This window comes from Pseudoalteromonas sp. P80D2 (assembly GCF_036680945.1).
In the GTDB taxonomy this organism is placed as follows: domain Bacteria; phylum Pseudomonadota; class Gammaproteobacteria; order Enterobacterales; family Alteromonadaceae; genus Pseudoalteromonas; species Pseudoalteromonas shioyasakiensis.
The window spans coordinates 47,501-59,930 of record NZ_JAZDAR010000047.1 but is presented as its reverse complement, the minus strand read 5'-3'; the positions used below and the strand labels follow the sequence as shown (position 1 = coordinate 59,930).

Annotated in this window: 12 protein-coding genes; 2 read left to right on the top strand and 10 right to left on the bottom strand. The window is 40.8% G+C overall.

From position 1 onward, the window contains the following. Positions 1-2: 2 nt before the first annotated feature. Positions 3-917 carry a ubiquinol oxidase subunit II gene (gene cyoA, locus VRK28_RS12225; protein ID WP_054562298.1) on the bottom strand — a complete coding sequence of 305 codons (915 nt, stop codon included), beginning with the start codon at positions 915-917 and terminating at the stop codon, positions 3-5. Between the two features lie 239 nt (positions 918-1,156). Beyond that, positions 1,157-1,576, bottom strand: a complete 420-nt coding sequence (locus VRK28_RS12220) for a hypothetical protein (RefSeq protein ID WP_062566715.1) — start codon at positions 1,574-1,576, stop codon at positions 1,157-1,159. Positions 1,577-1,991: 415 nt separating this feature from the next. On the opposite strand from VRK28_RS12220, the gene VRK28_RS12215 reads away from it, so the two are divergent. Further along, positions 1,992-3,347 (top strand): M14 family metallopeptidase, encoded by a 1,356-nt coding sequence (locus VRK28_RS12215; RefSeq protein WP_062566714.1) that lies wholly within the window; start codon positions 1,992-1,994, stop codon positions 3,345-3,347. Positions 3,348-3,560: 213 nt separating this feature from the next. Here VRK28_RS12215 and VRK28_RS12210 read toward each other — a convergent pair whose 3' ends face one another. Beyond that, on the bottom strand, positions 3,561-4,538 hold the full coding sequence (locus VRK28_RS12210) for a transposase (RefSeq protein ID WP_062566713.1): 978 nt from the start codon (positions 4,536-4,538) through the stop codon (positions 3,561-3,563). Positions 4,539-4,784: 246 nt separating this feature from the next. Here VRK28_RS12210 and VRK28_RS12205 point away from each other — a divergent pair, with 246 nt between their 5' ends. Continuing rightward, the gene (locus tag VRK28_RS12205; RefSeq protein WP_208855500.1) at positions 4,785-6,125 is read left to right on the top strand and encodes an alpha-L-fucosidase; all 1,341 of its coding nucleotides are present in this window, start codon (positions 4,785-4,787) and stop codon (positions 6,123-6,125) included. A 177-nt stretch (positions 6,126-6,302) separates the two neighbouring features. On the opposite strand, the gene nqrM is transcribed toward VRK28_RS12205, so the two are convergent. From nqrM to VRK28_RS12170, 7 genes are all read right to left on the bottom strand, one after another. Further along, positions 6,303-6,515 carry a (Na+)-NQR maturation NqrM gene (gene nqrM / locus VRK28_RS12200; protein WP_036966498.1) on the bottom strand — a complete coding sequence of 71 codons (213 nt, stop codon included), beginning with the start codon at positions 6,513-6,515 and terminating at the stop codon, positions 6,303-6,305. Positions 6,516-6,841: 326 nt separating this feature from the next. Further along, the gene (locus VRK28_RS12195; RefSeq protein ID WP_304638029.1) at positions 6,842-7,873 is read right to left on the bottom strand and encodes an FAD:protein FMN transferase; all 1,032 of its coding nucleotides are present in this window, start codon (positions 7,871-7,873) and stop codon (positions 6,842-6,844) included. Between the two features lie 112 nt (positions 7,874-7,985). Then, on the bottom strand, positions 7,986-9,212 hold the full coding sequence (nqrF, locus tag VRK28_RS12190) for an NADH:ubiquinone reductase (Na(+)-transporting) subunit F (protein WP_054562303.1): 1,227 nt from the start codon (positions 9,210-9,212) through the stop codon (positions 7,986-7,988). A gap of 19 nt (positions 9,213-9,231) precedes the next feature. Next, complete coding sequence (gene nqrE, locus VRK28_RS12185) at positions 9,232-9,840, bottom strand: NADH:ubiquinone reductase (Na(+)-transporting) subunit E (RefSeq protein WP_016708692.1); 609 nt, start codon at positions 9,838-9,840, stop codon at positions 9,232-9,234. Positions 9,841-9,850: 10 nt separating this feature from the next. Next, complete coding sequence (locus VRK28_RS12180; protein ID WP_054554281.1) at positions 9,851-10,483, bottom strand: NADH:ubiquinone reductase (Na(+)-transporting) subunit D; 633 nt, start codon at positions 10,481-10,483, stop codon at positions 9,851-9,853. Next, positions 10,483-11,235 (bottom strand): Na(+)-translocating NADH-quinone reductase subunit C, encoded by a 753-nt coding sequence (locus VRK28_RS12175; protein ID WP_054562304.1) that lies wholly within the window; start codon positions 11,233-11,235, stop codon positions 10,483-10,485. Before VRK28_RS12175 ends, VRK28_RS12180 begins: the two co-directional genes overlap by 1 nt. Further along, positions 11,228-12,430 (bottom strand): NADH:ubiquinone reductase (Na(+)-transporting) subunit B, encoded by a 1,203-nt coding sequence (locus VRK28_RS12170; RefSeq protein WP_062566711.1) that lies wholly within the window; start codon positions 12,428-12,430, stop codon positions 11,228-11,230. Before VRK28_RS12170 ends, VRK28_RS12175 begins: the two co-directional genes overlap by 8 nt.

Here is a 12,430-nt window from a genome sequence, read left to right as displayed (position 1 = left end):
GATTATTCCTCGTCCTCGCTGTGCTTTTTATGAGCTGAGTGCTCTGGCATAGCGTGTTGCATTGCACCGTGAGAGCCATGCGCTTGCATATATTTCATTACGATTGAATGGAACATATCTTTATCTACGCTGGCATAGTATTTAACTGGGTCGTATTCACTTGGTTTTGCAAGTTCAACATAGCTTTGCTTAGTCAATGCAGAACCGGTATTTTTTACTTTGTTTACCCAAGCATCGAAATCAGCTTCTGTGGCTGTTGCAATGGCATCGAACTTCATACCAGTGAAACCTGCACCACTGTAGTTAGCAGAAAAGCCTTTAAAAGTACCCGGCTCATCAGCGATTAAGTGAAGCTTTGTTTCCATACCGGCCATTGAATAAATTTGGCTACCAAGCTGTGGAATGAAAAACGAGTTCATGGTGCTTTCTGAGGTGATTTTGTACTGCACTGGCACATTGGCAGGAAAAACAAGCTCATTCACTGTGGCGATGCCTTGTTCTGGATAAATGAATAACCATTTCCAGTTCAAAGAAACAACCTCAACAGTAAGGTGCTTACCTTTACCCTCAAGTGGTTTATATGGGTCAAGTTGTTGCGTTGACTGCCACGTGATCACACCTAAAATCGCAACGATGATGATAGGAATGGTCCAAACTACAGCTTCAATCTTATTAGAGTGCGCCCACTTTGGAGCGTAAATTTCTTGATCTCGTCCATCACGGTATTTCCATGCAAAATAAATTGTCATGGCAATAACTGGAATCACAACAATCAGCATTAACACCGTAGCTACGATAATTAAATACTTCTCGTCGACACCAATTTGACCTTTTGGATCGAGTACCCCGCCTTTACAGCCAGACAAAGCCAGCACTAAAGACGCTAGAGCAATATTACAAAGGTTTCGAATTGACAAAGGAATATCCTACAACCTAAAAGTTAACACTTGTCGAAATAAGAACACGACGCTTTTCTGCAACAGATGCTACAGATATCCCTCGGCTGAATAACGAGCACGACAAAAAGGCACGCTAAAAAGTGAGGGATTTTATTAGGTTGGCTGACTGAAATTTGGGCGTAAAAATCCCACTAGGTGCTTAGTAAAGACAACTTAGAAAATGACTAAAATGGCTGAACTTAAGCAACAAAGCTCATTTACAGACAACCACTTACACGAGGAGGAGCACGACAGCCATGAGCGCTGTGTACTACTAAAGACTTTATCGTTTCACGCGCAGCGAAGGCCGCTTTACGTAAAATGACACCTGCACGACGCGCAGGGAAGAAATGGAAGACCAACCAGCATAAACCAATAAGTAATTGGCAAGACACCACAGGGTAAGCTAAAAAACTCAACACGTTAAGCAATGGTGCTTCGTATAAAGCACCTTCGCTTAATAAACTTCTTAGCCCTTGAGCATCTTCTAATGTACCGTTGATTAGCATCGCTGAATTAATCAGCAACAAGGCTAAAACTGACATTAGCTCTTTACCAGCAAAAAACGCACGCGCAGCCAATTGCAATCTAGCTAAGCTAGACTGTTTGACACCTTGTGACTGATTAATTGCTCGCAAAACTCACGCCTTTTTATCGCTTTTACTGCATTTGAGGTAAGTGGCTTACCCTATTTTTTAATGCGGTAACATGATCTTCATCAATAAAGTTTCAGTAATTACTGAAATTTCGATGTGGAGTATAACAAAGTCAACAGACGGTACAAGTAGAATTTAACAGCACATGGTTAAGTATTATTTAGCCATTTGATAACAAACTGTAAAAAACCAACCTTATTACAGCTAAGTATTTAAAAGTAATACTGTATTTTATATAGCGAAAAGCAATGAAGAAAAAGAAAATAGCATAAAAATAGCGTTTTAAAACATACTTAGTCAGTAGCAATCAAAGCTTTAATACTGAACAAGGATTAGCCAAACCATAAAAAATATAATATTCTTAATAACATTAAAATAAAGAATAAAAGAGATAATTATGCGCCTATATGCACTCGCCACAGCCCTTTTAGTATTAAGTAACACGACATTCGCAAGTACGATTGAAGACACCGCTGTAGCTGGCTTAGATAAACCTGCGATTTACTACGCCGATATAGAGCCACACTTAAAAAGCGCAGCAAAACACCCAAGCGTTACACTAAAACAATTAGGCACCTCTTTCCAAGGACAGGCACTTAACTCTCTTAAAATCGGCACAGGCCCAATCAAAGTGATGATGTGGAGCCAAATGCACGGCGACGAAAACACAGCTACTGCCGCACTAATGGATTTTTTAAGCTTTATAACCGCAGATGAAAACGCACAATGGCTAGAAAGCTGGCAACAGAAAATAACTCTTCTCATAATCCCTATGGTGAACCCGGATGGCGCTGCTGTTCAAACCCGCCATAATGCACAAGGTATTGATTTAAATCGTGATGCAAAAGCTCTTCGCACAAAAGAAGGGCAAATACTCATGGCTGCGGCAGATGCATTCAAACCTGACTTTGGCTTTAACTTACATGATCAGAATGCCTATTACGGTGCAGGTAAAATGGGAAAACAAGCCACCATTTCAGTGCTAGCACCCGCCTATAATGAAGCAAGAGAAGTAAATAAAAGTCGTGGTGAGGCTATGCAGTTTATTGCCCACTTAGCCAAAACAGTTGAAACAATGATCCCGGGGCACTTAGGCAAGTACAACGACAGTTACTCTTATCGCAGTTTTGGAGATACTTTTTCGGAAAAAGGTATCCGAACTATATTAATTGAATCAGGCGCTTACCCAAACGACCCAAATCGCCAAATAGCACGTAAAGTTAACCGTGTTTTATATAAAAAGGCCATTGATTCAATAACTTTAGGAGAATGGAAAAGCGCTAAAATAGCCCAGTACCACGCTATACCATTTAACGCTAAAGACAATTGGGTAGACTTACTAATAGACGATGTGACTGTAAAGAGTGAACTTGGCGATTACCAGATAGATATTGCAATAAACAACAAAGGACAGTCACCCATCATTAAAGAATTGGGTGATATAAGCAGTATCCGCCAAGGTTACACAAGTTTAGATGCAAGCAGCCTGAACTTTAAGGTAGGTAACAGCTTTGTATTAAATGAGCCGTTAACGCTTACCGAAAATAGATATAAAGAGCTTTTAATACAAGGGTATAGTTGCTTTTCTGGCGATATTAATATGCTAGAAAACGCCACAAATTGGCCAGTTTACGCATGCAAAAGTGTATTTACATCAATACCTTCACTTCATGCGCCTGCCGCCTTTTTCTTACAAGCAAATGGCAAAAATAAGTACGCAGTTTTAGGGGCTGAGCTAATTAATTTAGATTGAACACGATTTAAAAGGACAGGCACTGTTAAAAGTGCCTGTTAAACCTCCAAATACCTTAAATTTGTAACCTAAAATAATAGCTGTGCAGGCAAAGCACCCTATTAGCTTAATCTAATAATAAAAACCAATATAAAAGATTTAGCTTTATGAGAATTAAAAGCACAAATTAGCTGCAAGAGTTTGCAAAAAATAAAAGTCGAGAGAAATTTAAGATTAACTAGCAAGTAATAACTTACAGCTTGCTAGGTTACTTCGTCGCTTACGAGCAGTTTTACTGCAATAATTTTCAATTGCATCCACTCGACCTACAGCTCCATGAAATAAGTTTTCAAAGTGGGTTGTTAGTGTTAACCAGCTTTCAGCTTCGAAATTTAGCCTTTCAAGAATAGGAGGTAAATGATGCTCTATATATCCCGGCTTATCCGCGCTGATACAACGCCCAGTTTGCTCTACCAGTAACAAGTATGACTTTAACTCAAAAGGTATACCCTTTGATTTATACTTACTCATGCCACCAATAAAACGAGCTAGTACCTTAGGTTGCTTTGACTCCTTCGCACTCTGGAATCGCTTTTTAAAGCTGGTATAGTCCGATTGCTCCGGCGTGCTCGCAGCTTTAGCACGAACAGGGTTTAAATCAACATAGGCCATACATGCTAAAAGTGCTGACTCATCAAGGAGCGCTTGGCTTTTGAAACGCCCCTCCCAAAAGTGACCCGTACACTCGTCTTCTCTATTTGCACGTCTGGCAATATATTCATTAAGCATTCGCATGAACCAACTAATGTTCGAAAGGCGCGCTCTGTATTCAGCAACCTCTTTATTTAAGAAGACTTGTTGGCCGTCACTTAACGGCTGACCATGAAGGAATTTTTGACCTAAAGGCGTTGCTTTACTGAGCTTAAACCAACGTAATAGAATGGTTTTATCCGATAACCTGTTTGCTTTTTTATCATCAACATAAATAACAAGATGCGTATGATTGCTCATCACGGCATAAGCACATACATCAATACAAAATACCTTCGCAAGAAAAAGTAGGCGATCTTCGACCCATCCTCGGCGGTGTTCATATGATTTACCAGTGAGTGCGTCTTCTCCACAAAGGTAAGCGCGTCTAACGCAACGGGATACACAATGATAATACTTGGTGTTCGACAAACAGATTTGCCGCTTCCTTGCTAAAGCCATCGTTCACTCCTTGAACTGATAATTTGAAATGCATTAGCTGTAACTAAAGTGTAGACAAAATCCGTTTTGCCGCAAGATTAAGTTAACAGATAAAAGTGACTGTCCGTGCTAATGAGTTTTACTTTTAACGTCGTATTTCTATGTTTCTGCATATATAAAATTTTCGAATATGCATAATTGCCTTTATTTTTGGGCCAATGATTTCCTGCTACTTTTAAGTAAAGAACCTAGTTTATGAGGTATAAAGTGAATACATTTAACTGCTTGCTGATAATAGCTTTGCTTATATTTTCAAGTGTAGGGCATGCTGGGACAGGCGTCGCAATTGACCCAGATAAAGCACAAGCCTACACACCAGCTCCTGAAAACTTAAAAGCCCGAGAACGTTTTCAAGATAATAAGTTTGGCATCTTTTTACATTGGGGGCTGTATAGCCAGCTTGGTGGTGTAGGAAGCCCATATGGAGCCGAGTGGATCATGGAAGACTTACGAATTTCAGGCCCTAAGTATCAGCGTTTAGCTGAATTTTTTAACCCAACAGGCTTCGATGCAGATCAATGGGTTAAGGCGTTTAAAGATGCTGGAGCAAAGTATATTGTTATTACTTCAAAGCATCATGATGGGTTTGCTATGTACGACAGTAAAGTTTCTAACTTTGATATTGTCGATAGTACACCTTATAAAAAAGACCCTATAAAAGAGCTTGCTAATTCAGCTCATAAACATGGTTTACAACTTTTCTTTTACTACTCTCAGCTTGATTGGCATCACCCAGATTACTACCCATGGGGCCGAACAGGCCATTACACTAAGCGAGAAAAAAGTGGTGACTGGGAAAAATACCTGCAATTTCAAGATGCGCAATTAAAAGAACTTTTAACTCAATATGGCCCAATTGGTGGTATTTGGTTTGATGGTTGGTGGGATCAAGAAGACTCCCACAATTGGGATAACTGGCAACTACAACGCACTTATAAAATGATCCATGAATTACAACCAGCAACCTTAATCGTAAATAACCATCATAGATTTACTGTTCCGGGAGAAGATTATCAGGGCTTTGAACAACAGCTTCCTACTAATCAAGAACGATTAGGTGAATTACCTTTAGAAATGGCACAAACAATGAACGGTAGCTGGGGATTCAGTTTAACTGATGATAATTACAAGACGACTAAAGAGCTCGTGCAAACCTTAGTAAGTGCCGCAGGAAGAAACTCTAATTATTTACTAAATACTGGGCCTATGCCTAACGGCAAGATCCAACCAGAAAACCTAAAAACGTTTGCAGAAATTGGCCAGTGGCTGAAGGTGTTCGGTAAAAGTATATACGGTACTCGAGGCGGCCCTATTTCCCCACAAAACTGGGGAGTAAGTACCCATAACAATGAGAGTATTTTTATTCATATTCTCAACTGGCAAGCAGATACATTAAGTATAGAACTTGCAACCCCTATCAAGTCTGCAACTAATTTAAAAACCTCAGAACCAGTTAACTTTAAACAACTTGAGAGCGCAATTACACTAGAAAGTTTGAAGTTTGATAATGAAGAGTACGTTCAAGTCATCGAGTTAAAGCTAAAATGATCAACGTCTAAAAGCAGTCAAAAAACTAAATTTAAAATTAAAGATGACTGTCCACATAAAATATATTTAACAATGACTGGGCTTATAAAAGAGAGTCGCTGTCTCAGAAAATTTAACAGTGACTGTCCTTGTAAAATTTAGGTATTAAAAAAGCGCTTTTAGGCGCTTTTTCTGTGGTTAAAGAATTTGATTCTCTTTCCAGGCTTGTTCTTTTGCCATGCGCTTTTTACGCTTGTCACATGGGTCGTCGCAGTCGCAGGCTTTGTCGATACCAACAGCGCCTAGGCCACCACAACTACTGGCCATAGATTTCTTTTGCACAATCATGCCGACAGCCATCGCTGCCACAATTAAAATAAGTAGACCAAATGTAAGAAGAAAAAGTGACATTGCTTTGCCCCTATCGTCAGCAATTAAATCGAGCCCAACTAATTAGGCTGCATGTATTATATACCCAAACCACCTCAAGGTGCGAGTTTCAGTTGGAATTAAAAGCGATTTAGGCAAGGCATTGATTGCAAGCAATAGTGGTTCTATTGTTAAAATCAATAACGCAGTATAAATCGCTTTTAAACCAACCCTTTGGGCACTTCACAGGCGCTTACTCTCATCGTTGTTACTTCTTAAAAGGGACTGAACGCCTTGATATTAAGCACCTGTGAAACGCTGAATTCTGCATCTTGAGGTAACTTGGATATGCACTGCTTCTTGCCCTGCTACAAATACGGTTTAAATGCAGGGCTTGAATAAGTTACTAAGCCATTGTCTGACTTACCAATTAAGTACACCGGCAAATCGTGCTCTTCAGCGTATTTCTGCGCTTTTTCCATGCCCATCACAGTGATTGCCGTAGCTAAGCCATCTGCAGTCATCGCTGATGGGTGTAAAACAGTAACTGATACCAAATCATGACGGCTCGGCATGCCTGTTACAGGGTCAATTAAGTGACTATAGGTAACACCATCCATTTCGTAAAAAATTCGGTAATCACCTGATGTCGCAATACCATTAGTGCCCGGCTCAATTACTTTATGCACTTTACGCACGCCAGGCTCAGCATCAGGCTGTTCAATTGCAATTTTCCAGGAGATGTTGTTAGGCTTAATACCCGACACACGAAGCTCACCACCTATCTCAACCATATAATTAGTGAAACCATGGCTTTCTATCACTTGTGCTACTTTATCAATACCATAGCCTTTTGCTGTAGCAGAAAACGACAGCTCTAAGCCATCAATTGTTTTCATCAGACCAGCATCTGTAAGTTCAAGCTTATCAACACCAATTTTGGCAACCATTGCAGCCAAGTCTTCATCGCTTGGGCGTTTAGTCGGCTTTTTATCTGGACCAAAGCCCCACAAGTCAATAAGTGGCCCCATAGTCACATCTAACGTTTTTGTTGATTCGCCAAGGCGAATTGATTCAGCTACCACGTTTCTAAAATCAGCGCTTATTGGCATTACCTGCCCTGCTGGTAACTGGTTGAACTGGTTAATTTCTGAATCGGGAATGTAAGTTGACATAGATTGGTTTACATCTTTAAGTACTTGCTTAATTTCAGGATGTAAATCAACACCTGCAACCTTTGAAGACTCTGCAAACACCTTAATATGATAAGTGGTGCCCATCGTCTTACCTTCAAAATAAAGCTCTTCAGCCTTATCAGCTTGGCTGCAGCCAGCCATGAGTAAAGTCATTGTTAATAGAAAAAAGGCCATCAAGCCTTGGCGATAAAACACTCTATTCATAGCATTCACCTTTTAGATACCACAGGGTTAGGTATAGAAATAAAAAAGCCTCGTAACACTATGTGCTACGAGGCCTGTATTCTAACCAAAACTTATTGTTTTGTGTATGGTGTTAGCCACCGAAGTCATCTAATAAGATGTTTTCGTCTTCTACACCAAGATCTTTAAGCATGTTGATAACAGCCGCGTTCATCATTGGAGGACCACACATGTAGAACTCACAATCTTCTGGCGCTTCATGATCTTTCAAGTAGTTTTCATAAAGTACGTTATGGATGAAGCCTGTGTAACCTTCCCAGTTATCTTCTGGTTGTGGATCAGACAGTGCTGTGTGCCATACAAAGTTATCGTTTTCTGCTGCTAAGCCATCGAAATCTTCTACGTAGAACATTTCACGCTTAGAACGCGCACCATACCAGAAGCTCATCTTACGCTTAGATTTTAAACGCTTAAGTTGGTCAAAGATATGTGAACGCATTGGTGCCATACCTGCACCACCACCTACGAATACCATTTCTGCATCAGTGTCTTTCGCGAAGAACTCACCGAATGGGCCAGAAATAGTCACTTTATCACCTTCTTTTAATGACCAAATGTACGAAGACATTTTACCACATGGAAGGCTTAGGTCTCTTGGCGGCGGCGTAGCGATACGCACGTTAAGCATGATGATGCCTTCTTCTTCTGGGTAGTTAGCCATTGAGTATGCACGAATTGTTTCGTCGTCTACTTTAGACTCCAGATCGAAGAAACCGAAGTGGTTCCAGTCGCCACGATACTCTTCTGGAATATCGAAATCAGCGTATTTAACGTGGTGAGCTGGTGCTTCAATTTGAATATAACCACCGGCACGGAAAGGTACTGACTCGCCATCAGGAATTTGTAACTTAAGTTCCTTGATGAACGTTGCCTTGTTATCGTTAGAGATAACAGTACAGTCCCACTTCTTAACACCGAAAATTGACTCTTCAAGTTCAATTTCCATGTCGTTCTTAACATTTACCTGACACGCTAAACGGCAGCCTTCACGAGCTTCACCTTTAGAGATGTGATCAAGTTCTGTTGGTAAGATATCGCCGCCACCTTCTTTGATGTGTACACGACACTGACCACAAGAGCCACCGCCACCACATGCAGATGAAACGAAGATACCTGAATCAGCTAGCGCGCCTAATAGCTTGCTACCTGCAGATGTTTTAATAGCTTTTTCTGGATCGCCATTAATTCCGATGATGATATCGCCGCTTGCTACTAATTTAGATTTAGCACCAATGATAACTAAAACTAAAATAACAACGATAGCGATGAAAACACCAACGCCTAAGAAAATCTCATTCATGATTTATCCTCGCTACCTATTAAAGTGAAATACCAGAGAATGACATAAAGCCAAGACCCATAAGACCAACAGTGATGAAAGTAATACCTAAACCACGTAAGCCATCAGGAACGTCTGAGTACTTCATTTTTTCACGGATACCAGCAAGTAAAGTAATTGCTAGTGCCCAGCCCACACCTGAACCGATACCATAAACAACAGACTCGCCGAAGTTATAGTTACGCTCAACCATGAAAGATACCGCACCGAAGATCGCACAGTTAACTGTGATCAGTGGTAAGAAGATACCTAACGCGTTGTAAAGTGCAGGGAAGAACTTATCTAATGCCATTTCAAGAATTTGTACAAGTGCTGCAATAACACCGATGAAAGTCAAGAAACGTAAGAAGCTAAGGTCTGCTTCTGGGTAGCCAAGCCACTCTAATGCACCAGGTGCAAGAACAGCGTGATAAACCAAGTTATTTACAGGTACTGAGATACCTAGTACCACGATAACTGCCACACCTAGGCCGATTGACGTTGTTACTTTCTTTGATACAGCAAGGAAAGTACACATACCTAGGAAGAAGGCTAAAGCTAAGTTTTCAATGAAAACCGCTTTTACAAATAAACTAATATAATGTTCCACTGCTCGCCCCTTACGCTTTTGCTTCTACTTGGTCTTTCTTGAAGGTACGAAGTACCCAGATGAATAAACCAATAATGAAGAATGCACTCGGTGGTAAAATCAATAGACCCATTGGTTGATACCAGCCACCATTTTGTACTAATGGGATAATATCAACACCGAATAGTGAACCTTTACCGAATAACTCACGGATGAAGCCAACAGTTAGTAGTACTACTGAGTAGCCTAAACCGTTACCGATACCATCTAAGAAAGACATTAACGGTGGTGACTTCATTGCGTATGCTTCAGCACGACCCATTACGATACAGTTTGTAATGATTAGACCAACGAATACTGAAAGCTCTTTAGCAGTTGCATAAGAGAATGCTTGCAGTACTTGGTCAACAACGATTACAAGTGATGCGATGATCGTCATTTGCACGATGATACGTACAGATGATGGGATGTGGTTACGAATTGACGAAATAAACAAGCTAGAAAACGCAGTTACTAGTGTCAATGCGATTGACATGATTAGTGCATTTTTTAAGCTTGATGTTACCGCTAGCGCAGAACAAATACCTAGTACTTGTAATGCGATCGGGTTATTTGCGAATACCGGGCCAAATAGGACCGACTTCATTTCTTTAGTATCAGCCATTATTTCAACGCTCCTTCACGTACTTTCGCAAGGAATGGACCAAAGCCATGCTCGCCAGTCCAGAAGTCAACTGTGTGATCAACACCGTTTGAAGTTAATGTTGCACCAGAAAGACCATCGATTTGATGTTCGTTCTTCGCACCGCTCTTCATGATATTGATTGGTAACTCTTTACCTTGCCATTTAGCAGTCCATTGTGGATTTTGAATTTCACCACCTAGACCTGGCGTTTCGTTGTGCTTGAAGAAGTTGATGTTTTTAACTGTTTCACCATCGCTTTCAAGCGCTAAGAAGCCGTACATTACACCCCAAAGGCCATAACCTTGGATTGGTAGAATGATTGCGTCTGTAGAACCATCAGGTTTCTTCGAAATATATACAGGTGAATTTTTTGTCATACGCTGAATACCAGCGATGTCTTTAATTCCTTCTGCTTTCAACGCAAAGCTACGAGCTTGGTCGAATTTTGTTTTCTCGAAGTCAAATGAGTTAGGATCAGCACCTTCAACAAACTCACCTGTGTTCATGTCTACAACACGTGCTTCAATTTTTGAGTTAAAGGTATCTGACACAGTACCTGATACTTCAATGCCTGCAGCCGCTAAGATATTGCGTTGAATATCTTGTGTTTTGTTAGCTTGCTGTAAAGGACGAAGCTGAACTGAAGCAAACGATACGATGATTGCACACACTAAACATAGTGCAACAACAACGGTTAGCGTTTTGCCGATTGATTCGTTATTACTAGACATTACGTGCCAACCTCCGCTTGATATTAGCTTGCACTACAAAGTGATCGAATAATGGTGCAAATAAGTTAGCAAATAAGATTGCTAGCATCATACCTTCTGGGAATGCCGGGTTAACAACACGGATCATTACAACCATAAAGCCGATTAACGCACCGTAAGCGAACTTACCTTTGTCTGTGAATGATGCAGATACTGGGTCTGTTGCCATGAAGAACATACCAAATGCAAAACCACCAAGAACTAAGTGCCAGTGCCAAGGCATAGCAAATACAGCGTTGGTTTCTGAACCAATTGTATTTAGTAAGAATGCCGTTGCAACCATACCTAGGAATACACCTAGTACGATACGCCATGAAGCGATACGCACATAAATTAGGAATAAACCACCGATTAATAGTGCTAGTGTTGACGTTTCACCTACAGAACCTTGAATGAAACCGTAGAACGCATTCCACCATAGCTCCATGTTGCTGTAATCAAGTGAACCAACAACAGCTTGGCCAAGCATAGTTGCACCAGAGAATGAATCTACTGCTGTCCATACTGTGTCACCTGAAATTTGCGCAGGGTATGCGAAGAATAAGAACGCACGACCGGCAAGAGCAGGGTTAAGGAAGTTACGACCTGTACCACCAAAGATTTCTTTAGCGATTACAACACCAAACGTAATACCTAGTGCAACTTGCCATAAAGGAATCGTCGCAGGCAGGATCAGTGCGAATAATACAGATGTTACGAAGAAACCTTCATTTACTTCGTGCTTACGCACTGAAGCAAATAATACTTCCCAGAAACCACCCACAGCAAATGTTACTGCGTATATTGGTAGGAAGAAGCAGGCACCGTAAAACATTTTCGCGCCCCAACCAGAGTCAGCAGTTAATTCACCACCGAATAATTGGAACAGACCAACTTGCCATGTGTTTGCTAGTTCAAAACCTTGCGCTAAAGCACCAGCGGCCTGATGACCGATGTTGAACATACCAAAGAACATTGCAGGGAACGTCGCCATCCACACTAAAATCATCATACGTTTTAGGTCGATGTTATCGCGAACGTGTGTTTTGCCTTTATTTACATAACCAGGCGTGTAGAAAATAGTCGCTGCAGCTTCGTAAAGCGCATACCATTTTTCGTGTTTACCACCCGGTTCAAAATGCGGCTCAATATCTTCTAGAAATTTCTTTAAACCCAT